General features: G+C 36.0%; 27 protein-coding genes. All 27 read left to right on the forward strand.

The window, feature by feature from the left end; translation table 11 throughout:
- Positions 1-9: 9 nt before the first annotated feature.
- The 27 genes from ISU02_RS01300 to ISU02_RS01430 all read left to right on the forward strand — a co-directional run bounded on the left by ISU02_RS01300 (position 10) and on the right by ISU02_RS01430 (position 23093).
- Positions 10-417 (forward strand): TIGR02530 family flagellar biosynthesis protein, encoded by a 408-nt coding sequence (locus ISU02_RS01300; RefSeq protein WP_323984996.1) that lies wholly within the window; start codon positions 10-12, stop codon positions 415-417.
- Positions 418-494: 77 nt separating this feature from the next.
- Complete coding sequence (locus tag ISU02_RS01305) at positions 495-1910, forward strand: flagellar hook protein FlgE (protein WP_194699972.1); 1416 nt, start codon at positions 495-497, stop codon at positions 1908-1910.
- Between the two features lie 81 nt (positions 1911-1991).
- Positions 1992-2174, forward strand: coding sequence for a flagellar FlbD family protein (locus ISU02_RS01310; RefSeq protein WP_194699973.1), 183 nt, complete (start codon positions 1992-1994; stop codon positions 2172-2174).
- A 122-nt stretch (positions 2175-2296) separates the two neighbouring features.
- Positions 2297-3085, forward strand: a complete 789-nt coding sequence (locus ISU02_RS01315) for a motility protein A (RefSeq protein ID WP_194699974.1) — start codon at positions 2297-2299, stop codon at positions 3083-3085.
- Positions 3078-3839, forward strand: coding sequence for an OmpA/MotB family protein (locus ISU02_RS01320; RefSeq protein WP_194699975.1), 762 nt, complete (start codon positions 3078-3080; stop codon positions 3837-3839). Before ISU02_RS01315 ends, ISU02_RS01320 begins: the two co-directional genes overlap by 8 nt.
- 2 nt (positions 3840-3841) lie before the next feature.
- Complete coding sequence (locus tag ISU02_RS01325) at positions 3842-4264, forward strand: flagellar basal body-associated FliL family protein (protein WP_194699976.1); 423 nt, start codon at positions 3842-3844, stop codon at positions 4262-4264.
- 121 nt (positions 4265-4385) lie between these two features.
- Entirely contained in the window at positions 4386-5393 is a 1008-nt protein-coding gene (gene fliM, locus ISU02_RS01330; protein WP_194699977.1) for a flagellar motor switch protein FliM, read from the forward strand.
- A complete protein-coding gene (fliY, locus tag ISU02_RS01335; protein ID WP_194699978.1) occupies positions 5386-6501 on the forward strand; it encodes a flagellar motor switch phosphatase FliY in 1116 nt (371 codons plus the stop codon). Before fliM ends, fliY begins: the two co-directional genes overlap by 8 nt.
- A 19-nt stretch (positions 6502-6520) precedes the next feature.
- Positions 6521-6883 carry a response regulator gene (locus ISU02_RS01340; protein ID WP_069876578.1) on the forward strand — a complete coding sequence of 121 codons (363 nt, stop codon included), beginning with the start codon at positions 6521-6523 and terminating at the stop codon, positions 6881-6883.
- 9 nt (positions 6884-6892) lie between these two features.
- On the forward strand, positions 6893-7294 hold the full coding sequence (locus ISU02_RS01345) for a flagellar biosynthetic protein FliO (RefSeq protein ID WP_194699979.1): 402 nt from the start codon (positions 6893-6895) through the stop codon (positions 7292-7294).
- Positions 7281-8075 carry a flagellar type III secretion system pore protein FliP gene (fliP, locus tag ISU02_RS01350; protein ID WP_207736137.1) on the forward strand — a complete coding sequence of 265 codons (795 nt, stop codon included), beginning with the start codon at positions 7281-7283 and terminating at the stop codon, positions 8073-8075. The genes ISU02_RS01345 and fliP overlap by 14 nt, the downstream gene beginning before the upstream one ends.
- Before the next feature lie 9 nt (positions 8076-8084).
- The gene (gene fliQ / locus ISU02_RS01355; protein WP_194699980.1) at positions 8085-8354 is read left to right on the forward strand and encodes a flagellar biosynthesis protein FliQ; all 270 of its coding nucleotides are present in this window, start codon (positions 8085-8087) and stop codon (positions 8352-8354) included.
- A gap of 11 nt (positions 8355-8365) precedes the next feature.
- Positions 8366-9124, forward strand: coding sequence for a flagellar biosynthetic protein FliR (fliR, locus tag ISU02_RS01360; protein WP_194699981.1), 759 nt, complete (start codon positions 8366-8368; stop codon positions 9122-9124).
- Positions 9125-9145: 21 nt separating this feature from the next.
- Complete coding sequence (gene flhB, locus ISU02_RS01365; RefSeq protein WP_194699982.1) at positions 9146-10237, forward strand: flagellar biosynthesis protein FlhB; 1092 nt, start codon at positions 9146-9148, stop codon at positions 10235-10237.
- An 11-nt stretch (positions 10238-10248) separates the two neighbouring features.
- The gene (gene flhA, locus ISU02_RS01370; RefSeq protein WP_194699983.1) at positions 10249-12288 is read left to right on the forward strand and encodes a flagellar biosynthesis protein FlhA; all 2040 of its coding nucleotides are present in this window, start codon (positions 10249-10251) and stop codon (positions 12286-12288) included.
- A complete protein-coding gene (gene flhF / locus ISU02_RS01375; RefSeq protein ID WP_194699984.1) occupies positions 12288-13478 on the forward strand; it encodes a flagellar biosynthesis protein FlhF in 1191 nt (396 codons plus the stop codon). Before flhA ends, flhF begins: the two co-directional genes overlap by 1 nt.
- Before the next feature lie 23 nt (positions 13479-13501).
- Complete coding sequence (locus ISU02_RS01380; protein ID WP_194699985.1) at positions 13502-14365, forward strand: MinD/ParA family protein; 864 nt, start codon at positions 13502-13504, stop codon at positions 14363-14365.
- Between the two features lie 9 nt (positions 14366-14374).
- Positions 14375-15109 (forward strand): flagellar brake protein, encoded by a 735-nt coding sequence (locus ISU02_RS01385; protein WP_194699986.1) that lies wholly within the window; start codon positions 14375-14377, stop codon positions 15107-15109.
- Positions 15110-16177, forward strand: coding sequence for a protein-glutamate methylesterase/protein-glutamine glutaminase (locus tag ISU02_RS01390; protein ID WP_194699987.1), 1068 nt, complete (start codon positions 15110-15112; stop codon positions 16175-16177).
- Between the two features lie 5 nt (positions 16178-16182).
- Positions 16183-18222, forward strand: a complete 2040-nt coding sequence (locus ISU02_RS01395) for a chemotaxis protein CheA (RefSeq protein ID WP_194699988.1) — start codon at positions 16183-16185, stop codon at positions 18220-18222.
- Between the two features lie 16 nt (positions 18223-18238).
- Positions 18239-18667, forward strand: a complete 429-nt coding sequence (locus ISU02_RS01400; protein ID WP_194699989.1) for a chemotaxis protein CheW — start codon at positions 18239-18241, stop codon at positions 18665-18667.
- A 21-nt stretch (positions 18668-18688) separates the two neighbouring features.
- The gene (locus ISU02_RS01405; RefSeq protein ID WP_194699990.1) at positions 18689-19306 is read left to right on the forward strand and encodes a chemotaxis protein CheC; all 618 of its coding nucleotides are present in this window, start codon (positions 18689-18691) and stop codon (positions 19304-19306) included.
- Positions 19303-19788 carry a chemotaxis protein CheD gene (locus tag ISU02_RS01410; RefSeq protein ID WP_194699991.1) on the forward strand — a complete coding sequence of 162 codons (486 nt, stop codon included), beginning with the start codon at positions 19303-19305 and terminating at the stop codon, positions 19786-19788. Before ISU02_RS01405 ends, ISU02_RS01410 begins: the two co-directional genes overlap by 4 nt.
- A gap of 42 nt (positions 19789-19830) precedes the next feature.
- On the forward strand, positions 19831-20565 hold the full coding sequence (locus ISU02_RS01415; protein WP_194699992.1) for a sigma-70 family RNA polymerase sigma factor: 735 nt from the start codon (positions 19831-19833) through the stop codon (positions 20563-20565).
- Positions 20566-20684: 119 nt separating this feature from the next.
- Complete coding sequence (locus tag ISU02_RS01420; protein WP_194699993.1) at positions 20685-22070, forward strand: DUF342 domain-containing protein; 1386 nt, start codon at positions 20685-20687, stop codon at positions 22068-22070.
- Between the two features lie 103 nt (positions 22071-22173).
- Positions 22174-22512, forward strand: a complete 339-nt coding sequence (locus ISU02_RS01425; RefSeq protein ID WP_207736138.1) for a hypothetical protein — start codon at positions 22174-22176, stop codon at positions 22510-22512.
- Positions 22513-22517: 5 nt separating this feature from the next.
- Positions 22518-23093 carry a DUF6115 domain-containing protein gene (locus ISU02_RS01430; protein WP_194699995.1) on the forward strand — a complete coding sequence of 192 codons (576 nt, stop codon included), beginning with the start codon at positions 22518-22520 and terminating at the stop codon, positions 23091-23093.
- Positions 23094-23185: the final 92 nt, after the last annotated feature.

The following is a 23185-nucleotide window of genomic DNA, read 5'->3' on the forward strand; positions in this document are numbered from 1 at the left end:
GGTGTTACCGTGAATGATTTTAAAAACATGAACAATGATTATGTGTTGAAGAGAACCCGAATTAATGGTACGGAGTCTTCAAATAGTGTTCAAAACAAAAAAAATAAGAGTATACCTGAAGGCCCCAGTTTTAATGAGGTGCTCAATAAAATTAAATCTAATGAAGACGTTAAGTTTTCAAAACATGCCATAGATCGATTGAATTCGAGAAATATCAACCTAACGGACAACGAGCTTTATAGAATTAACACAGCGATTGATAAAGCGGGTCAAAAAGGTGTAAAAGAAGCGTTGATCATGATGGACAACAAGGTATTCATTGCTAGCGTACAAAATAAGACCATCATCACTGCAGCCGTTGATGATCAATTAAGAGATAGTGTATTTACAAATATAGATGGAGCGGTAATTATATAAAGCTGGACCTTTTTTAGGAAGCTTTCATCCTCTGACTGATAGAAGGGGATACCTGCTCATACAGGAGGTTATTCATTATGATGAGATCAATGTTCTCTGGTGTGTCGTCACTTAAGGCGCATCAGTTGAGAATGGATGTAATAGGCAATAATATTGCGAATGTTAACACGGTTGGCTACAAGGCTTCTAATGCCACTTTTTCTGAGATGTATTCGCAGACGTTAAGAGGAGCGAGTTCATCCACTACAAATCGTGGTGGTACAAACCCAATGCAGGTTGGTCTTGGTACGAATATAGCTGCTGTTTCAGTTAATCATACAAAGGGGTCTATTCAAAGAACCGATGTTGCAACAGATTTAATGATAGATGGAGACGGTTTTTTCATGGTGACGAATGATGCCACTGCTCAAAACAAATTCTACACAAGAGCAGGCAACTTTCAAATGGACGAGCAGGGATACTTGGTTACGACGGATGGCCTGAGAGTTCTTGACAATGAATTTAAACCCATTCAAGTGAATATGTCGGATTCTAAAAGTGCGACCACAACGAGTAATATACTCATTAATGGTAATATAAGTACTACTGAAAATGGGCACAGTACCACTGTGGATATTTATGATTCTTTAGGGGATGTTCATACCTTGAAAATTAACTTTGAAGGATTGCCGCTTAAAACAAGCGCGAAAAAACAGCTAGAAAATACACCTGGAGCAAATACCATTGCATTGAATGATCCGCTTAACTATAATGCAGATGGGACAGTAGCTGTTGCGTCTCATAATTACTCATACAGGAAAATGACCATTTCAGATGCGGGTGGCACACAGATTTATCCGGGGATTGTAGCACCGGCAACAGTACCTAACGATTTATATGCGTTGTTTAATGAAAAAGGTGAATTCGTGGATTTGGTTGAGTATGCTCCTGGCGTTGATCCGACTACTGCAGCACCTAATTTGGACGTGCCCTCTGCTAATACTCTAACCATTAAAGTAGATGGCGCATCTGATATAAGTGTACCGATTGATCGCTCTATGTTCTTTACGAACGGCGATGTGACTAAGGATAGAATTGGAACTCAAAACAGTCAGGCTTCTGACGCTAAAGCGGTTCAACTAGAGGGAAGAGCAGCGGGAAAAATTTATTCTTTCAACATATCTTCAAAAGGTGAAGTGATTGGTATCTATACAAATGGCCAACAGAAAATACTTCAAACCATAGGACTTGCGGCTTTTGATAATCCTGGTGGGCTTATGAAGCTTGGTGGTAACTTATTTCAGGAGACGCCAAACTCAGGGACAGCAAAATATGGTGTGCCTTCAACAGGGAGTTTTGGAAGCTTGACACCAGGTGCCCTTGAAATGAGTAATGTCGATTTAGCGGCACAGTTTACAGACATGATCACAACTCAGAGAGGGTTTCAAGCGAATTCTAGAGTGATCACAACCAGTGATGAAATTCTGCAAGAACTTGTAAATCTTAAGAGATAACCATTAACTACCCGTAGTATCTGATACTACGGGTAGTTTTAGTGTTTTTATGATGTGTTATATGACGCATGGAGGGGTATAATGATAAAAGTGACTAAACTCAATGGTGATTTCATCTACATCAATTCGAATTTGATTGAATTTATTGAAGAAATGCCAGATACAATGGTGACGTTAACCACAGGCAAAAAGATTATATTAAAAGACAGTGTAGAGGATATAATAGATCGCATTATCGAATTTAATCAAAAAATTAGTAAATAAATACTATAATCATTTGAATTGCTAAGTGTGAGTGTATATTATAAAATAGATAATATAATCATGTGAATAAATTCAGATTTAACAATTTAAATGAGCTATATTTAAAAAAAGAGGTGTATAATTTGGATATTACAACAATCATTGGGGTAGTTCTTGGAATAGCATTAGTAGGTTGGGGGATTCTTGGGAATAGTGAACTTAAAAACTACATTGACCCACCTTCTTTGGTTATCGTTGTAGGCGGGATGGTTTCAGGGTGGCTTGTGGCCTTTCCCATGAAAGAAGTCGTCAATGTGGGGAAGATCTTTGCGAAAACGATTAAAAATAATGAATTTGACATTGACCAAATTATCACTAAGATCATTGAGCTTGCAAATGTTGCAAGAAGAGAAGGTCTGTTGGCGCTTGAGGAAGCTGTTTCTGAGATCAAGGATGACTTTTTACAAAAAGGCGTTATGCTTATTGTAGATGGCACTGATCCTGAATTGGTTAAGAATATACTCGAAACGGAGATCGATAACTTAGCGGAGCGCCATGCAAAGAGCAGGTCTCAGCTTGAAGTCATGGGCTCTCTCTGTCCTGCCTTTGGTATGGTGGGTACCTTGATCGGTCTCGTTGCGATGCTTCAAAATTTATCAGATCCCTCTTCGATTGGGCCTGCAATGGGTGTTGCCTTGCTGACCACTTTCTATGGTTCGCTATTTGCCAATTTAATTTTCATACCAATGGCTGGAAAGTTGGCACTTAAATCAAACGAAGAAGTGCTCATAAGAAATGTCATGATTGAAGGTCTTTTATCCATTCAAGCTGGAGAAAACCCTAGAATTATTGAAGAAAAACTAAAAGTGTTTTTACCGCCATCTGTTAGAAAGACGGTAGGCACTCAGGAGGCGAATTCGGATAATGGCTAAGGATAAATGTCCAGAGTGTAAGCAAGGCGCACCAGAGTGGATGAACACTTATGGTGACATGGTTACACTGCTGATGTGTTTTTTTGTATTGCTATTTGCATTTTCATCTATAGATGCTCAAAAATTTGAAGCGGTTATGATTTCCTTTCAAGGGTCTGCAGGGGTCTTGGAAGGTGGAAAGAGTTTATCAGAAGCGCCTATGGTCTTCGATGCTATGCCTGAAAGTCAGACATCAAGTGAGCAGGTCGTTGAACAGAATAAATTAGAAGCACTTAAAGAAAAAGTAGAGGACTATATCAACAAAAATCAAATGCAAGCTCAAGTAGATGTTCAACTTGAGGATTATGGTCTGATCATCAGATTTAAAGACAATGTGCTCTTTGATTCAGGGAGTGCAGTGATCAGAAGTGAATCCTATGATATCTTAACTTTTCTTGGTGGCTTACTCAATTCGGAAGAGTTTGTGAAAGAGCAAATTCGGGTTGAGGGACACACCGATAATGTGCCCATAAGAACAGCAATTTATCCGACGAATTGGGAGCTATCCACAAATCGAGCAACGAATGTTGTCAAATTCTTTATTGAGAACGCTGAAATGGTCCCTGTGAGGCTTTCTGCTTCTGGCTATGGAGAATATCATCCGATTGCTACTAATGATAGCCAAGAGGGTAGAGCCGCCAATAGACGCGTTGATATCGTCGTTGTCAAAACGGTAAATACAGATCAAAATGCTGAAAGTCAAGGAGGACAGTAAAAATGAATAAGAAAATGTTGATTATAATTGCAGCGGTGGTATTGCTTTTAGTGGTCATTGGAGGTGTGGTCTTTGTGTTTGTCATAAACAAACCGGAGACGGAACCAGAAATTGTCTATTTGGAGTACAGATTGGATGAAGGCTATTCGAATTTGGCAGATGTGGACAGCAATAAGATCATTAAATATCAGGTTACCATTGAATACACAAATGCAGATACGCTTGCGTTACTGGATAAAAACAAGACAAAAATTGTCAATAATATCGATGAAATTATGAGAATCACATCTTCGGAAGATATAGATAAGCCCAATGGCAAGCAGAGAATAAGAGATCGAATCAAAGAGATGGTCATTGAGGTCTTGGATTCCGATGAAGAAACCATTACAGATGTTTACATTCAACCTTTTATCGTACAGGGCTAAAAAAAATAGAAGATATGCCGATAGATAGTAATAAGAGTGCGGTTTTCACTAAGAAAATTGCTATTGAAAATATTGTTTTGAAATTATATTTATAGATTTGATAGAAAAAGGAGGTGGGGATATGTCTGATGTTTTATCGCAAAATGAGATAGACGAACTGCTGTCAGCGCTGAGTACTGGTGAAGTAGACGTAAAGGATATTGAAGAAGAGAAGAAGGAAAAGAAAGTAAGGAAATATGATTTTTCTCGTCCAGATAAGTTTGCGAAAGATCAGCTTAGAACTCTTGAAATTATTCATGAAAATTTTTCTAGACTCCTCAACAACTTTTTATCAGGTTATTTGAGAACTTATATCGAAGTGGAAGTTATATCTGTTCAAAGTTTGATTTATACAGAGTTTAGCAATTCCATATCCAATCCCTCTATTTTGGGTATTGTAGACTTTGCACCATTTACGGGTCAAATTATTATTGACGTCTCCTCTGATATTGCTTATTCCATGATTGAACGTGTTTTAGGTGGTACTGGGAAATCAGCCTCGACAAGTAAGGAGAGTAGATCGTTAACTGAAATTGAAATGACATTGCTCAGGAATATTTTAATTAAGTTTATCAATCTACTAAAGGAGCCTTGGGGCAATATTGTTGAACTCAGACCTAAACTTGAGAATATAGAGACGAATTCACAATTTGCTCAAATTGTGTCACCTGCTGAATCCATTGCACTTGTGACCTTCAACATTCACATTGGAGATAGTGAGGGCATGGTAAACATATGTATTCCGCATTTTGTAATTGAGCCCATTTTACCGAGCTTAAGTTCTAGATTATGGTTTGCCACAAGTAATAAAAAAGAAGTTACTGAAGAAGAACGAGAAGCCCTTGAAACTGGGATTGGCAAGTCCGTGTTGAGTATGAAAAGTGTTGTTGGCGGTTCCAGTATATCTGTTTCAGAATTATTGAATCTTCAAAGAGGTGATATTATATTGCTCAACAAAAAGGTAGATGATCCACTTGAAATATATGTAGAGGACAAGTTGAAGTTTCGCGGGAAACCAGGTATTAAGAAAAAAAATGTTGCTGTAATGATTACAGACGTTATTACGGAAGGGGATGAAATTGATGACTGATATGCTTTCGCAAGAAGAGATTGATGCTTTATTAGGTGGTGGTGATAGTACACCAAGTATCACTGATGAGGCGCGATTAACTGATGAAGAGACTGATGCAATTGGTGAAATTGGGAATATAAGCATGGGAACAGCCGCAACAACTCTCTTTACGTTATTAAATAAAAAGGTAACGATTACAACACCAAAGGTTTCTGAAACAACGATGGAAGATTTGGCCGAAGAATTTATAAGCCCTTCTGTTTTGATTAATATTACTTATAAAGTTGGCATTGAAGGTGTAAACTTTCTGATTTTACATGAAAAAGATGTTAAAATCATAACCGATTTAATGATGGGTGGGGATGGTACCAATATCTCTAATGAACTCAACGATTTGCATCTAAGTGCGATTAGTGAGGCGATGAATCAAATGATTGGCTCATCTTCCACTTCTCTTTCTGAAATGCTTGGTCAAAAAATTGATATTTCTCCTCCTGAAGCTTACCATGATAAAATTTCAGAGTTAGATTACACTCAGTTTGGGGTATCAAAGACAGATAAGGTGGTTAAAATAGCCTTTAGGATGACTGTAGGGGATTTGATTGATTCAGAAATTATGCAAGTTTTGCCGTTGAAAGTTGCTCAACAGATGGTTGCGACAATCGTTAAGGGTAATCAAGTACCAGAACCGGTTGAGCCAAGTAAAACTGCTCCAAAAATGGAAGAAGAAAAGATTTCTCCGAAGCAGGAACCTCCTAAACCCCAATATTATTATGAAGAAGATGACAGAAAATCAAATCTATCAAATGAAAAAGTCAACGCGATTCCTTTGCAATTTGAAAATTTTGATGGCAATTCTGCTCAAATGTATTATAATAATGATATAGAACTTATTAGGGATGTTCCGCTTGAAATCACAGTGGAGCTTGGAAGAACTGGTAAAAAAATCAATGAAATTCTTGATTTCGGAGTAGGAACAGTTATTGAATTAGATCGACTTGTTGGGGAACCCTTGGATGTTCTAGCGAATGGCAAGAAAATTGCCAAGGGCGAAGTTGTTGTCGTTGATGAGAATTACGGCATTAGAATAACTGATATTATTATACCTAGAAGAATCACGGAATAATTTTTAAGGAGGAAACGATATGGCTAATACAATATTAGTTGTTGACGATGCAGCATTTATGAGGATGATGATCAAGGATGTCTTAACCAAGAATGGTTATGATGTTGTTGGTGAGGCAGAGAATGGTCAAAAAGCTATTGAAAAATATAAAGAATTGAAGCCTGAACTTGTTATTATGGATATTACAATGCCAGAAGTTGATGGTATTCAAGCTGTTAAAGAAATTAAAGCTTTTGATCCAAATGCTAAAGTAGTTATGTGTTCTGCAATGGGGCAACAAGCCATGGTTATTGAATCAATTCAAGCAGGCGCAAGAGACTTTATCGTCAAACCGTTTCAAGCAGATCGCGTTATTGAAGCAGTTAAAAAAGTGTTAGGATAGGTGATTTATGTGTTTGGCAAATTTACCTATTCTGCCATTCTTTTAGGAAATTACGAGGCGGATAACTTCTGGTTTGCTCTGAAGTATTTTATCGTGATATCAATCTTAATATATTTTTTATGGATATTCTCTAAGTTTATAACTAAAAAGAATTATATCTCTTTGAAAGATCGTAAAGTTAAAGTTTTAGAACGCATCCCTCTTTCAAATGATAAGTTTTTGCTTTTAGTGGAGCTAGAGAATATTTTTTATTTTATTGGAATTGATAAAAATGGTATGTATCTCATGGATAAACGGGATGACCTTGACGTTGAGCAGTTTATAAAGGGTGAGCAAGTGTTAAATTCTAAGTTTTCTGAGTATTTAGAGAAATTTTTGATTAAGAAGGATAAGAAAAATGACAGTCAGTAAGGAGAAACTGCGCGGTGTTAATTTAAAGTTTAAACATTTGATATTAATATTTGTTGTGATGGCTGTTCTGCTCTCTCAATTTTTATCCTATGGAGAAACAACTATAGGCATACCGGATATAAATGTATCCATCTCCAGTGACACGGGAGATGTTCAAGTTGCAAACAGTGTTCAAATTTTATTAATGCTTACAGTGCTTTCGCTAGCACCTTCTATTTTGATGATGATGACTTGTTTTACAAGGATCATTATTATTTTAGGGTTCATAAGAAGGGCTCTCTCGTTACAATCTACGCCTCCAAATCAAGTGTTAGTGGGATTGGCATTGTTTTTGACTTTTTATATTATGGCACCTGTATTTACAGATGTTTATGAAAATGCATATCTTCCAATGCAAGAAGGCACTATAACTTTAGAAGAAGCTGTGGATGTGGCCAAAGAACCCTTTAAAGCGTTTATGCTACGTCAAGTGCGAACTAAAGATTTGGCGCTTTTTTTGGATATTGCGGATGTGAACAACGTGACATCAAATGATGATATTCCCATGACTGCACTCATTCCGGCTTTCATCATGAGCGAACTTAAGCTCGCGTTTGAAATCGGCTTCCTTATTTTTATACCGTTTATTGTGGTGGATATGATTGTAGCTTCAACGTTAATGGCTTTGGGCATGATGATGCTACCGCCGGTTATGATTTCTTTACCTATTAAAATTCTTTTATTTATTATGGTAGATGGATGGCATCTTATTATTGAAAAAATAATTTTGAGTATAAGGTAGGTGTTGTAGATGACTGAGGAAATGGTTATCGATTTATTTTCAGAGACCATAAAAATCATTCTTATGTTGGCGGCACCTATGTTACTGGGCGGTTTGTTGATAGGGCTCGTAATTGCTATTTTCCAAGCAACTACGCAAATTCAAGAAGCAACACTTGCGTTTGTGCCTAAGATTGTTGTTGTATTTGTGATTTTAATGTTAACGGGCTCATGGATTTTAAATTCTCTAATTGAATTTACAAATAATATTTTCAGTTTGATTGATCTGATTATTTATTAGAGGGGCTTATAATGGCAATTCCTTTTTTTGATCTGATATTAATATTTGCAAGAATTGGAGGTTTGATTTTTACAGCGCCTATATTTGGCAGTCGTAATTATCCAACTCAGGTAAAGATTGGTCTCATTCTTTTTTTATCACTGATCCTTTTTCCGCTTGTGAATTCTGATATAATTTATGATGTATCCAGTTTGTATCAAATGGCGTTTCTCCTTATAAATGAGATTTTTATTGGCGTTTTTATGGGGTTAATTCTGACAATTTACATGGGCTTTATATATTTTGCAGGCGATTTGATTGATAGAGATTTGGGGTTTGCCATGGTCAATGTGGTCAATCCATTGGATGAGTCTCAAATCGCAATTACATCCAATTTATTTTATATTTTTTCGATGTTGATTTTCTTGCAATTGGATTTTCATCATGAGCTCATTACAGCTCTTGTGGTTTCTTTTGAGAAGATAAAACTAGGCGCCTTTTTTTTCGCTGTGCCTTCGTTTGATATATTGTTAGATATTATAGAGGAATCATTTGTTTTGGGTTTTCAAATTGCAGCGCCTTTTGTCATTACAGTCTTAATCGCAAATATTATTTTGGGGCTACTGGCAAAGGCAATGCCTGGTATGAATGTTTTTATATTGGGTATGCCGTTTAAGATTTTCTTTGGATTTTTGTTGTTCATCATACTCATGCCTTATATGTATGACATATTTGCAGGTATTTTAGGAATGGGATTTCAGTACATTGTTAGATTCTTTAATTTGTTTTAGTGCAGGGTTTACGAGGGCTATATGATTTTAAAATATAATTTGCAATTGTTCTCTGAGGAAAAAACCGAGCAACCTACTTCGAAAAAAATAAGAGATGCTAGACAAAAGGGGCAGGTGGCAAAATCAAAGGATTTGGCTGCAGCAGTGGGTCTTCTTGCTGTTTTTTTTACGCTGTCACAATACGGTAGTTATATGGTGGAACAACTCTTTGGCTTTTTTTATAGAACAGCTGACTTCATGGTATCGCCAGAAGCTTTTTTTGTAAATGGCGATGTAAACAAGTATTTTAGTGAAATCCTCTTTTTCATTTTAAAATTGTCATTACCCTTACTTGGTGTTGCATTAATAGCAGGCGTTTTGACGAATTATGCTCAAATTGGATTTTTGTTTTCAGTTGAAACAATACAACCTAAATTAAGCAAAATCAACCCTTTAAAGGGTTTTAAAAATATGTTCTCAATGAAATCTCTTGTGGAACTCGTAAAATCAGTAACGAAATCAGCACTACTGCTTTATGTTGCCATTTCCTATGTGAGGCAACATCTTAAGGAACTTATTTTAGTATTTGAGTTGCAACCAAGGCAAACGGTTGCAGTTATGTGGAACATAACCTATGGACTTGTGATCAGATGCGCTATTTTTTTGTTTATAATTGCCCTTTTTGATTTTGCCTATCAGAAGTGGAAAAACAACAAGGATCTGATGATGTCAAAACAAGAAATTAAGGATGAGTATAAGCAAAGCGAAGGGGACCCACAGCTTAAGGCGAAGATTAAAGAAAAACAAAGAGCTTTTGCCATGAGCCGAATGATGCAAGAAGTGCCTAAAGCGGATGTAATTATAACGAATCCAACACACTTTGCAGTTGCGCTGAAATATGATCAATCCATTGGAGAGGCGCCATTAGTGCTTGCAAAAGGTCAGGATTTAATTGCAAAAAACATAAAAAAGATCGCCGCTGAGCATGAGGTTCCGATTGTTGAAAATAAACCTTTAGCGCAAACATTGTATAAAACTGTTGATATTGGTGAATTTATTCCAACAGAGTTGTATGAAGCAGTTGCAGAGGTCTTGGCATATGTATATAATTTAAAGCAAGAGAAAAAAATATAGGAGGCCTGTAAATGCGTTTTAATGACGTGATAATGGCTTTGTTGGTAATTGTCATTATATTGATGATCATTATACCTGTACCACTTGGATGGTTAGATTTTTTTCTAGCCCTTAACATATCTTTAGCACTTACAATCTTGGTGCTTTCTATGTTTGTCAAAGAGACGCTGGAGTTTTCAGTATTTCCTTCAATACTGCTTATTACAACGCTTTTTAGACTTGCCCTGAATATATCGACAACTCGATATATTTTGTCTGATGGCAAAGCGGGTGAGGTCATAGATGCCTTTGGGAACTTCGTTGTGGGTGGTAATGCAATCGTAGGCTTTATCATATTTTTGATCATTGTCCTAATTCAATTTTTAGTCATTACTAAAGGGTCTGAACGTGTATCCGAGGTTGCTGCTCGATTTACGTTGGATGCAATGCCTGGTAAACAAATGGCAATTGATGCAGATTTAAATTCTGGCTTAATCACAGAAAACGATGCGAAAGAGCGCCGAAAAAAAATACAGAGAGAAGCTGATTTTTATGGGGCCATGGATGGTGCCAGCAAGTTTGTCAAAGGAGACGCCATTGCAGGTATTATCATTACGGTGATCAATATATTGGCTGGATTTATGCTTGGGGCATTTACCATGGGATATACTCTGTCGCAATCTATTCAGAAGTTTACATTGTTAACGGTTGGCGACGGTTTAGTCAGCCAAATTCCAGCGCTAATGATTTCTGTGGCTACAGGTATTATCGTCACAAGAGCTGCATCTGAATCCAATTTGGGAACGGATGTATTGTCTCAGCTCTTTGCGCAGTCAAAAGTGCTTTACATTGTGGGTGGCGTCTTAATGCTTATAGGTATAGCGACACCACTGCCGAATTTACCTTTTATCACGATTGGTATTGCCATTATGTTGAGCGCACTTCGATTGACGCAAGATAAAAAAGAGCTTGAAGAGCAGGCAGAGTTTGAGAGTGAACAAGAAGAAGAACGCGATAATAACGATATTAGGAAACCTGAAAACATTATTCCTTTGCTTCAGGTAGACCCTATTGAATTGGAATTTGGATATGGCATTATTCCTCTAGCAGACCCGAATCAGGGGGGAGACCTCTTTGATCGTTTGGTTATGATTAGGAGACAAATTGCTCTTGAAATGGGTATTGTCGTGCCCATGATCAGGCTCAGAGATAATATTCAGTTGGATTCAAGTGAGTACCTTATTAAAATTAAAGGCAATGATATTGCAAGGGGGACCATCGTCTTTGATCATTATTTGGCCATGAGTCCCGGTGTGGTTGAAGGGGAAATTGAGGGCATTGATACCATTGAACCTGCATTTGGTCTGCCTGCAAAGTGGATTCGCTCTGAGGATAGAGAAAAAGCGGAGTTGTTAGGTTATACGGTTGTCGATCCCTCGTCTGTAATTTCAACACATTTGACTGAGGTCATTAAAAAGCACAGTCATGAGCTGATCAATAGAGAAGATGTCAAACAGCTTATTGAAAATATAAAAGAAAGCAATTCGGCACTCGTTGAGGAATTAATGCCTAATCTGATGTCGTTGGGAGATATACAAAAAGTATTATCCAATTTGCTAAAGGAATTTGTTTCTGTGAGAGATTTAGTGACGATTTTAGAGACGCTTGCAGATTATGCAAGATCAACAAGAGATGTCAACATATTGACGGAATACGTTAGGCAAAGGCTCTCTAGACAATTATCTAGAACATATTTTCCTTTTGGAAAAGCGAAAGTGGTCACTTTGGAACAAAGTCTTGAAAACATGCTGATGGAGGCCATTGAGCAAAATGAAAATGGTACATTCTTGTCTATTGATCCTATGACAAGTCAAAATATTGTAGCCAGTTTAGCACAAGAAGTAAGAAAATTAATACAAATGGGAGAACAAGCTATTGTCGTTACAGCACCAATTGTAAGGTTTTATTTTAAAAGAATGACTGAACAATCTATTCCAGAATTAGTTGTTTTATCATATAATGAAATAGAATCAGATATTGATATACAATCTGCAGGGATGGTGAGTATTTAATGAAAGTTAAGCGCTATTTAGTCAAAGATATGAATGAAGCCATGATTAAGATTAAAAGTGAATTGGGCATGGATGCTGTGATTTTGAATACGAGAAAGATAAAGACAGGTGGATTATTTAAGTTTTTCAAGAAACCTTTGATCGAAGTTGTGGCTGCAATTGATGAGCCTTTAATTCAAACCTATACAGATCCTCCTAAACCGGCTCAGATCAAAGAAGATGTCTTTATTAAGCCAGCAGAGCCTGTTATGCCAGAACCTGTCGTTGAACCTGAACCAGTCAAATTAAATGCATCTCAAAATGAAGCCGTTTCAAATAATGAAGTTTTGGAACTTAAACAGATGGTTACAGAACTTATAAAAAAAGTGGAGCATATTGAACACAAAGAGCCTTTAACAAAGGAAACGTCATATATTGAGTTTTTGAAATCATTAGATATTCAAGAATCTATTTCAAAAAAAATCATGGATATTGTTCAAAGGCAAATTAGTGTAAATGAAAAAAACCATGATGCTATATTAAATGCAATGAAGGTGATTACAAAAGAGTACTTAGGTGATGTGAGATCTATTGATACAGATCCTTTGAACAAACCCAATATATATATGTTTTTGGGACCCACTGGCGTGGGAAAAACAACAACACTTGCAAAGATAGCAGCCAGACTCTCTCTTATTGAAAATAAGAAAGTGGGACTCATTACGGCAGATACTTATAGAATCGCCGCCGTGGAGCAACTTAAAACCTATAGTGAAATCTTAGGTATTCCACTTGAAGTCATATATGAAGCCGGTGAACTTGAAGAAGCACTGCACAAGTTCAAAGATAAAGATTATATTTTGATTGATACTGCCGGTCGAAGTCATAAGAGTAAAGAACTTAAATCTGACTATGATGAACTGGTAAAATATTTGAAATCTGTTCAGATTTTTTTAGTGATGAGCATGACGACCAGCTTTAAAGACATGAAGAGCATTATTGAGTCCTATGGATTTTTGAATGATTATCGATTGCTTTTTACGAAACTGGATGAAGCGACTTCCTATGGAAATATTCTCAACATTAAGGTTTTAACTGGAAAGTCATTGTCCTATTTTGCAATTGGGCAGAGCGTTCCAGACGATATAGAAGTATCTGATAAAGATAAAATTGTGGGTTATATTTTTGATAATGAAAGCAAGGACAAATAGAATTTCCATGGTGGTGGTGTATAATGGATCAGGCGCAAAAATTGAGAGATATTGTTCAGGAAAATTCTCCTGAGTCAGCGAACAGGCATGACGCTAGAATTATTACTGTGTCAAGCGGTAAGGGTGGCGTTGGTAAAACGAATTTCACAGTGAATATGGCAATCGCTTTGGCAAAACTAAAAAAACGCGTTACAATCATTGACGCTGATTTAGGCCTTGCCAATGTAGATGTTTTATTTGGAATCGTACCAAAGTATAACTTGTCTCATGTTGTGAAGGGTGAAATTCCTGTACAAGATTGCATTTTTAAAGGACCTTATGATATTAATATCATTTCTGGCGGCTCTGGTATAATGGATCTTATTGATTTAGATCAAAATCAACTTGAAAAATTGATTCATTCATTACTTTATTTTAACGATGTATCTGATTATATTTTAATAGATACAGGCGCTGGACTCAGTAAATCTGTTTTGTCATTTGTAGATGCGGCATCTGATGTTATCGTTGTTATAACGCCAGATCCTACGTCTATAACGGACGCCTATGCACTGATAAAAAATATCGTAAAGGAAGATGATAAAAAGATCAAATTGATTATCAATCGCGTAGATTCAAATGAGGAAGGCGATGAAGTGTTTAATAAATTAGAGCAAGCGGTTTCAAAATTCCTAAGTAAAGAGTTGGAAAATATGGGTTATATTTTTGAAGACTCCAATCTTAAGAAAGCAGTTAGAAAGCAAATGCCAGTTATTGAAGCTTACCCAAGAGCAATTTCTAGTAAAGGGATTGAAAATATCGCTTACAATCTTGATAATAACAGCAAATATGTTAAAAGTGCTCATAGTTTTAAAACTTTTATTAACAAATTAATCAATAAAATTTAGGTGGTTTTGATGAATGGTTTTTTAAAATATCTGAAAATTGCAGATGAAGTAGACATTATGATTTTTAAAAACGACAATGAATCCATTACGTTAAAGTGCTTCGTCTATGAGGTTACTAGCGATTCCCAATTGATATTATCTAATCCAGTTTCTGAGGGACGCTTATATCCGCTTGAAAAAAGTTATGTATACTACTTTAGATTTTATATAGAAAATTTGGGTATGTACTTATTCAAAGGGATTTTAAAGGATAGAACACAATATGATAACCTACCCAGTGTCATTATCAATCTCTCTTCGGATATCAAAAAGGTACAAAGGCGAAAATTTTTTAGAGTTAACTTAATGTCTCAGGGGAATCTGTTGTTCGAAAAACAATTATCTGAGGATGAAGTTGCTCAGATGAAACAAAAAATGCTCGCTAAGTTCAAAAACGAAAAAGATATTCTTGTTGATGATGTTATTGTCGAGAAGGTGCCCTTTGACACTTTGGATCTAAGTGGTGGTGGATTGAGAATTTTGATCAAAGAATCTTTTGATCTTGGAGAATTTCTTGAAGGCGAGTTTAAAATTAGCAATGATTGGGTTAAATTTAAAGGTGAAGTGACACGCAATGAGAAAAAAGATGATAATCGGTATGAAGTGGGTATAAAATTTTTAGAGGTAGATGCTAATACCCAAGCAAAAATTGTGGCATATGTTTTTGAAATTGAAAGAAATCTCATTAAAAAAGGGTTGATGTAAATGAAAATTAAAGTTTTAGTTGTCGATGATTCTGCTTTTATGAGAAAAGTGATCTCAGACATGGTTATATCAGACGACGCTTTTGAAGTGGTGGCCGTCGCAAGAAATGGTGAAGAAGCTATTGAGAAAATTAAGTTATACCATCCAGATGTGGTGACTTTGGACATAGAAATGCCCAAAATGGATGGCCTCACTGCACTAAAAATAATTATGGAAACAAATCCTATTCCAATTATTATGTTGAGTAGTTTAACAAAAAAAGGAGCGGATGAAACATTGAAAGCACTGGATCTAGGAGCATTTGACTTTATTACGAAACCATCATCTCTCATAAAAGTATCCACTCCTGAAATGAAAGAAGAATTACTTCAAAAAATTAGGTTTGCAAGTCGCACGAAGATCTCTAAACCCGTAAGTTTAGAGAGACCAAAACCTTTTGTTTCTATGAGTCTTAAGAAGTCGGTTGTCACGAGTAAAGTGGCTGGCAGTTCTAAATTTAAGAAATTGATTGCTATTGGCACTTCCACTGGTGGACCAAGAGCGCTTCAAGAAGTCATACCCTATTTTCCTAAAGATATTGATGCGGGCATTCTCATTGTACAGCATATGCCCCCAGGATTTACAAAGTCTTTGGCTGAACGCTTAGATAGTATGAGTCAGATCCATGTTAAAGAGGCTGAAGATGGTGATGTGATCCTTTCTGGATGGGCATATTTGGCACCAGGAGATAGTCATGTAAAAGTATATAAACAAGCGGGGCAATTTATGATAAAATTAGATAATGGAGAACGCGTTAGTGGACATAAGCCATCTGTAGATGCTATGATGTATTCAATAGCAGATTTAAATGATCAAAATGTAATTGGTGTTATCATGACTGGTATGGGTGCTGATGGTGCAGAAGGCCTCAAACGTGTTAAAGACAAAAACGGCTATGTTATCGCGCAAGATGAGGGCAGCTGTGTCGTGTTTGGTATGCCAAAGTCAACTATTAAACTTGGGGTTGTAGATAAGGTCGTTGGCCTTTCTAATATTACCAATGAAATTATGAAAGCCATGGAGGTGTAGTGCATATGGATATGAGTCAATACTTAGAAATATTCATCGATGAATCCAAAGAACATTTACAAACTATGAACGAAATATTACTTGATCTTGAAAACAATGCTGAGAATATGAGTTACTTGAGTGAAATTTTCAGGATCGCACATACATTAAAAGGCATGTCAGGTACAATGGGATTTAGTAAGGTTGCTGATTTAACGCATAAGATGGAAAATGTATTGGATTTGGTTCGAAACGGAGCACTCAAAGTAAACGGTACAATTGTAGATGTTCTTTTTGAGTGTTTTGATGCACTTGAAGAATACATTGACAATCTCGAAAAGACTGGAAGCGAGGGGGACTTAGATTCCACTTATCTGGTGGTTAAGTTACAAAATATTGCTTCTGGAGAATCAGTTGATACTGAAAAAACGCAAAAGAAAGCCAGTGCTCAGGCAGAACCTGTCAAACCATCTGATGACGATGAGTTTCATCTTGCCATCAATGATGTGGAGAGCATAATCGGTAAAGCAATTGAGATGGGTGTGAGTCCATTCCTTATTAAGGTGATCTTAGATAAAGGATGCATGTTAAAAGCAGCACGTTCTTTTATTGTTTTTAACACGCTTGAAAGATTTGGAGAAATCATAAAATCGTTTCCATTGGCTGAAGAGATTGAAGATGAGAAATTTGATGACTCATTTGAACTCTTATATTTTTCTAAACTGGATGAGAACTATATTAAAAGTGAACTTATGAAAATTTCTGAGATTGCGAAAGTCATCGTATTGCCTCTTTCTGAACTGGACCTCGTTGAGCGTGAGCAACAAGCTGATGTTGAGATAGACCTTGAAACTGCAGTTGCAAAGGAAGAAACGGTTAAGAATAAAGAAGAAACTGCTCAAAGCAAAGACAAGGGCAAAACGTCTAAAACTGTAAGAGTTGAAATTGGTCGTTTGGATAATTTGATGAATCTTGTCAGTGAATTGATCATCATCAAAACACGTCTTGAAGACTTAGATACTTCTTCAAATAAAAATAATATGAATGAAGCCATCGAATACCTTGAGCGAATCACAACAAGCTTGCATGATGCTGTTATGAAAGTGAGAATGGTTCCTGTTGAGAGAACTTTTAATAGATTTCCACGTCTTGTTAGAGACTTGTCTAAAGATCTTGGAAAGAATATCAAGTTATTTATGTCAGGTGAGGAAACAGAAGTTGACAGAACGGTTATTGATGAAATAGGAGATCCATTAATTCACTTGATTAGAAATTCACTAGACCACGGTATTGAATCTCCTTCAGAGCGTCTAAAAGCAGGCAAAGAAGAAAATGGTTTTGTGGCTTTAAGAGCCTATCCAGATGGCAACACTGTTGTTATAGAAGTTGAGGATGATGGCAAGGGCATAAATCCAGATGTGATCAAGAAAAAAGCAATTGAGAAAAAAGTGATTACAACTGCTGAAGCAGAAGATATGAGTGAAAAGGAAATTATCAATTTGCTTTTCAACGCAGGGTTCAGTACTGTGGATAAAGTAACAGATATTTCTGGTAGAGGCGTTGGTCTAGATGTGGTTAAATCTAAGATTGAAGCAATTAATGGAACTGTGGAAGTCGTATCAACGCTTGGACAAGGTAGTAAGTTTGTTATTCGATTGCCGTTGACGCTTGCAATTATTCAAGCTCTGATGGTCAATTTGAACGAGGAAAAATATGCGATTCCGCTCAATAATATTAAGGAAATCACGACTATTGAAACGGGTAATATCACAATGGTTCAAGATCAGGAAGTTGTGCTTTATCGGAATAAGACCCTTCCAATCATTAGAATGAAATCGGTTCTAAATATTGATGAAGGTCATGAAGATTTGGATGAGTTGATTGTTGTAATTGTTAAAAAAGGTGAAGTTGAAGCTGGCCTTGTTGTGGATAGTTTGATTGGACAACAAGAAATCGTTATCAAGTCACTTGGCAAATACCTCACGGGTATTAAGGCAATCGCAGGAGCCACCATATTAGGTAATGGTAGTGTTGCGTTAATCGTTGATCCTAATCAATTATTCTAATAAGGGGGGGATATTAATGAGTGAAATTAAAGAATTTGTAACTTTTAAACTCAATCAAGAGTATTATGGCATTGATATAAACAATGTGGAAAATATTGAAAAAGTACTGCCCATTACAAGAGTGCCATATTCTTCACCATACGTAAAAGGTGTTGTCAATTTAAGAGGTATCATCGTTCCAGTGGTGGATTTAAGAATTAGATTTGGATTGCCGCCGAAAGAGGCGACAGATGAATCCAGAATTATAATCATCAACTTGGATGAGATGAAGATTGGCATGTTAGTAGATTCATCTTCAGAAGTACTCCAAATCTCTGAAGATGATATTGATGCAGCTCCAAATGTTAAAAAGGATATTGACAATGAGTTTATTAAAAATATTGGTAAAAAGAATGAGAGAATCATTATGTTAATAAACCTATTCAAAGTTCTCAATATTGAATAGTATAAGTGAGTAGGGGGCGTAATGTCTGATCAGTTAAATCTTAATAACAGTATAGTACTGGATGTACTTAGAGAAATTGGTAATATTGGCGCAGGGAATGCGGCCACATCTTTAGCTAAGATGATCGATAAAAAAGTTGATATGAAAGTGCCAATCGTCAATGTGCTTGAATTTGATGAAGTACCTGAGATGCTTGGCGGACCAGAAAATGTCGTATGTGGTATATTCTTCAAAATCGAAGGAGATATCACAGGAAGCATTATGTTTGTTCTAGATCAAAGTTCAGCGATTAATCTAGTGGATCTTTTGATGCCTAGAGATAATGCGGAGTTTGATGAATTCACGATTTCAGCACTTAAAGAAATTGGCAATATCCTATCAGGTGCCTACGTGTCTTCTCTTTCTGGACTGACGAATTTAAAAATTAAAATTTCTATTCCTGCACTTGCAATTGATATGGCAGGCGCTATACTAAGTGTTCCTGCAATCGAATTTGGACAAATGGGTGATAGTGTATTGATCATCCAGAATGAATTTATAGAAACTAATGCATCGAAAAAAGTGGATGGGTATTTCTTCTTGATCCCAGATATGGAATCATATGAAGTCTTACTTGGCAGTTTAGGGGTTACGCTATGAGTACAATGATTAAAGTTGGCATGGCTGATTTGAAAGTAGCAGATTTCCCTAATGCACTCACGACCCTTGGATTAGGGTCGTGTGTTGGCATTTGTTTATATGACCCGTTGACAAAAGTAACCGGCATGGCTCATATTATGTTACCTTCAAGTAAAGCAATCCGCAAAAATGAAAATGTTGCCAAATTTGCTGATACTGCAATTGCAGAACTTGTCAGCCAAATGGAAAGTAAAGGGGCTAAAAAAAGCCGTTTTTATGCGAAAATTGCAGGCGGCGCTCAAATGTTCTCCTTTTCATCACAAAATGATGCTATGAAGATTGGCGAGAGAAATGCAGAAGCAGTTCGTATGATCTTAAAGGAAATGGGTATTCCAATCAAAGCGGATGAAACCGGAGGCAACTTTGGTAGAACAATTGAATTTTATAGTGAAGATGGAAAACTGTTAATCAAAACAGCTGGTAAAGGTATAAAAGAATTATAAAATCTAAAATATATTGCAAAACGATACTTTGAAGGTGGTTTAATGACAAGTGAACAATTATGGATCAACTACAAAGAGAAAGATAATAGAGAAGCGAAAGATGAGCTTATCATAAGATATGTCCCTTTAGTCAAAATAATTGCTGGAAGATTATACAATAACTATAATGCGCATATTGAATTTGATGATTTGTTGGGATATGGCGTCATAGGCTTGATTGATGCTATTGATAAATTTGATCATACTAAAAATATCAAATTTGAGACCTATGCCAATATTAGAATTAGAGGCGCAATAATTGATCAAATAAGACATATGGATTGGATTCCCAGGAGTACAAGACAAAAATATAGAAAAATTGAAGAAGTGATTGAAAAACTTCAAAAAATATATGGATTTGATATTTCAGACGAACTCGTTGCAGAAGAAATGGGGTTGTCTCTTGAAGAATATAGTAAATTATTAGGAGAAGTAACAACTTATGCAATCATTTCTTTAGAAGAAAAGATTGATGATAATTCAAATTTTGATATTAAATCTAAAAATATTGAATTTCAACCAGAGGATAAGTATGTTGATGAAGAAATGAAAACGATATTAACCCAAATTATCAGTAAGTTGCCAGAAAAGGAAAAAATGGTTTTGCAGCTGTACTATTATTCTGAGCTTACATATAAAGAAATTGCAGAAGTTTTGTCGATTTCCGAATCACGTGTATCTCAAATTCATACAAAGGCAATTTCAAAACTCAAAATTTCATTGGAAGAAATAGTTTAAATCACAGGGAACTGTGATTTTGTATTATGTGATAATTTATTGTATAATGATAATGATGATAATGTTTTTTTAAACAATGCCGATATATATATTAGAATCATTAAAATCAGGGGGGAAATATGAGTGAACAAAATCAATCCAAAGTTGATATATCTATAAAAATATCTGATGACTACTATAAGGCATTACTGTCTATAGAGTTTTTACAACCTGATGCGGTTGTAAAGCCGGATGATATTATAAAGCTTTTAAAAGATAGAAATATCGTCTATGGATTAAAATTCAATATTATTGAAGCCATCTGTAAAAATCAGAAGTCTGTATTTAATGAAGTGGTTGCTGAGGGCGTACCACATGAAAATGGCATAGATGCTCAAATAGAATTTTCATATGCCAAAGAACATCATGCCAAGCCTCAACTCCTAGAGGATGGACGTGTTGATTTTAAGAATCTGGGCTATGTAGAGGTCATTAAAGAGAACGATGTCCTTGCTGTAAAGACGCCTGCAACCAAAGCGAAAAATGGTACCACGGTTACGGGCAAAGTGATCAGAGGTAAAGATGGGAAAGATGTTGTTTTTAAGTTTGGAAAAAATGTAAAAATCTCTCCAGATGGTCTTTCAATTTTGGCAGAATGTGATGGCTCAATTGTGAATGATAATGATAAGATCTCTGTTATCAAAATTCTTGAGATTAATAAAGATGTCGGTGTAGAAACGGGAAACATTAAATTTCATGGACAAGTGATTATACACGGCAATGTGACGGATGGGTATGAAATAGATTGCGAGGGTGATCTTGTTATAAATGGTGTTGTTGAGGGTGCAGATATTAAAGCAACAGGTGATGTTGTCATATCTCGCGGCATTCAGGGACACGACAGTGCAAGCATTTACTGTGGTAAAAATTTGACTTCTAATTTTATCAACAGTTGCAAAGTGACTTGCAAGGGGAATATTGAGACAGGTGCAATTATGAATAGCCTAGTTAAATGCGATGGTCAGATAACGGTTAAAGGCAAAAAAGGCTTGATCGTTGGTGGAGAAATATTTTGTAAAAGAGATATTGAGGCTCAAGTCATTGGATCTGAACTCGGCATAGTGACTTCATTTAAATTAGGTGTTGATGTGGAATTGATTGATGAACTTAAAACGTTGTCCACAGAAGTCAAAGATTTGATGGATATGCACAATAAGCTCGATAAGTCTCTCAAACTTTTAAAAAGCAAAGTAGAACAAAATCCAGAAGATGAACGATCCATATTTATGTATAAGAAGTATAGTTCGAATTTTATTGAGATGGATACACAGTTAAGCGAAAAGAGAGAAAGACTTAAAATGCTGAATGAACTTGTCAATAATATTAAAGGGGCAAAGTTATCAGCGAAAATTATCTATCCTGGTACGCGTATTAAGATCGGCAGTACAAGTTTTTATGTAAAACATGAAATGACACATACAAGTATATTTAAAGACAAGGGAGAAATTGTTGCAAGAACATATTAAAATTTGAGAAGGTTGCTCAACTTTTGACTTTTGACATTCTAAGAGATATTTACTGACTTATAATTTTTCTGTTGATCTTATGATTTTAAAGGAAGGTGAAATTATGGGCATTAGACCGATAGACATGCAAATGGTGGTTCATAAAACGGAGGAAATTCATCCGGCTAAACAGAATGTTGTAAGCAAACAAGCTAATGAGCTTGCAAATATCCAAAATCAAAACAAGGAAGAGAGCGCTAAAAAGCAGAAGACTGTTAATACGCTTGAGCAAAAGGACCATAATGTCGTTAAAAACAATAAAAAAGATAATGAGACACAAAAGAAAAATAAGAAGAAAAAGAAAAAGCGTCTTTCTGATAAAGATGAGAAGAAACCTGAAAAGAAAACTGCTATTCAATACGGAAACGGCAAAGAGGGCACAAAATTTGATATGAAAGTGTAGAGCCTATGTATGTTATAAGTATTATATTTGGACTGATTATTGTAATCAGTTCCATTTTTATGATTAGAAGAGAATTAAATAGGGCAATAGTAAAGCGAGAGCAACTATTGGAACATTCGAGATTCTACAAGGATGAAGACCTTTTCACTCTAATGGAAAACTTGCAAATATCCATTGATGAAATGAACAATGCCTTCTATAATATTGCCGATGATTTGGAAGGCAAATATTCACAGCATGAGAAAGAGATTGAACTGCTAAATGAAAAAGTGGATTCTGTGTTAGAACGTTTTCAAAGCGGTATGGATCAAAGCGCAGCAGATGAAAGTTTAAAGGCATCTGTTGTAGCACATAAAGCCAAAATGGATTTAAGTAAGAATGAACTGAAATCGATAAAGCAATCTGAGCCCGCTGTGCAAGATGAAATTGTGGATTTCAAATCAGATGCAACATTACGCGAGAAAGTTGTAAAACTGCGAAGCGAAGGTTTGAGTTTAAAGGCAATTGCAAAAGAACTTGATATGGGCATTGGTGAACTTCAACTGCTTATTCAATTGCCAGATGTGACAAAAAAGACATGAGTGCTTTTGAATAAAAAAAAGTTGAGCTTCAAAGGGCTTTGTGGTATACTACTAGAGGTAATAAAAACACACCTACTTTAATTTTGAAATTG

The organism is Fusibacter ferrireducens (assembly GCF_015352425.1).
Lineage (GTDB): Bacteria > Bacillota > Clostridia > Peptostreptococcales > Acidaminobacteraceae > Fusibacter_A > Fusibacter_A ferrireducens.

Coding starts and splice junctions, on each gene's coding strand:
- ISU02_RS01305 (WP_194699972.1), top strand. CDS start 495: ATGATGAGATCAATGTTCTCTGGTGTGTCGTCACTTAAGGCGCATCAG.
- ISU02_RS01310 (WP_194699973.1), top strand. CDS start 1,992: ATGATAAAAGTGACTAAACTCAATGGTGATTTCATCTACATCAATTCG.
- ISU02_RS01320 (WP_194699975.1), top strand. CDS start 3,078: ATGGCTAAGGATAAATGTCCAGAGTGTAAGCAAGGCGCACCAGAGTGG.
- ISU02_RS01325 (WP_194699976.1), top strand. CDS start 3,842: ATGAATAAGAAAATGTTGATTATAATTGCAGCGGTGGTATTGCTTTTA.
- fliM (WP_194699977.1), top strand. CDS start 4,386: ATGTCTGATGTTTTATCGCAAAATGAGATAGACGAACTGCTGTCAGCG.
- fliY (WP_194699978.1), top strand. CDS start 5,386: ATGACTGATATGCTTTCGCAAGAAGAGATTGATGCTTTATTAGGTGGT.
- ISU02_RS01340 (WP_069876578.1), top strand. CDS start 6,521: ATGGCTAATACAATATTAGTTGTTGACGATGCAGCATTTATGAGGATG.
- fliP (WP_207736137.1), top strand. CDS start 7,281: ATGACAGTCAGTAAGGAGAAACTGCGCGGTGTTAATTTAAAGTTTAAA.
- fliQ (WP_194699980.1), top strand. CDS start 8,085: ATGACTGAGGAAATGGTTATCGATTTATTTTCAGAGACCATAAAAATC.
- fliR (WP_194699981.1), top strand. CDS start 8,366: ATGGCAATTCCTTTTTTTGATCTGATATTAATATTTGCAAGAATTGGA.
- flhB (WP_194699982.1), top strand. CDS start 9,146: ATGATTTTAAAATATAATTTGCAATTGTTCTCTGAGGAAAAAACCGAG.
- flhA (WP_194699983.1), top strand. CDS start 10,249: ATGCGTTTTAATGACGTGATAATGGCTTTGTTGGTAATTGTCATTATA.
- flhF (WP_194699984.1), top strand. CDS start 12,288: ATGAAAGTTAAGCGCTATTTAGTCAAAGATATGAATGAAGCCATGATT.
- ISU02_RS01380 (WP_194699985.1), top strand. CDS start 13,502: ATGGATCAGGCGCAAAAATTGAGAGATATTGTTCAGGAAAATTCTCCT.
- ISU02_RS01385 (WP_194699986.1), top strand. CDS start 14,375: ATGAATGGTTTTTTAAAATATCTGAAAATTGCAGATGAAGTAGACATT.
- ISU02_RS01390 (WP_194699987.1), top strand. CDS start 15,110: ATGAAAATTAAAGTTTTAGTTGTCGATGATTCTGCTTTTATGAGAAAA.
- ISU02_RS01395 (WP_194699988.1), top strand. CDS start 16,183: ATGGATATGAGTCAATACTTAGAAATATTCATCGATGAATCCAAAGAA.
- ISU02_RS01400 (WP_194699989.1), top strand. CDS start 18,239: ATGAGTGAAATTAAAGAATTTGTAACTTTTAAACTCAATCAAGAGTAT.
- ISU02_RS01405 (WP_194699990.1), top strand. CDS start 18,689: ATGTCTGATCAGTTAAATCTTAATAACAGTATAGTACTGGATGTACTT.
- ISU02_RS01410 (WP_194699991.1), top strand. CDS start 19,303: ATGAGTACAATGATTAAAGTTGGCATGGCTGATTTGAAAGTAGCAGAT.
- ISU02_RS01415 (WP_194699992.1), top strand. CDS start 19,831: ATGACAAGTGAACAATTATGGATCAACTACAAAGAGAAAGATAATAGA.
- ISU02_RS01420 (WP_194699993.1), top strand. CDS start 20,685: ATGAGTGAACAAAATCAATCCAAAGTTGATATATCTATAAAAATATCT.
- ISU02_RS01425 (WP_207736138.1), top strand. CDS start 22,174: ATGGGCATTAGACCGATAGACATGCAAATGGTGGTTCATAAAACGGAG.
- ISU02_RS01430 (WP_194699995.1), top strand. CDS start 22,518: ATGTATGTTATAAGTATTATATTTGGACTGATTATTGTAATCAGTTCC.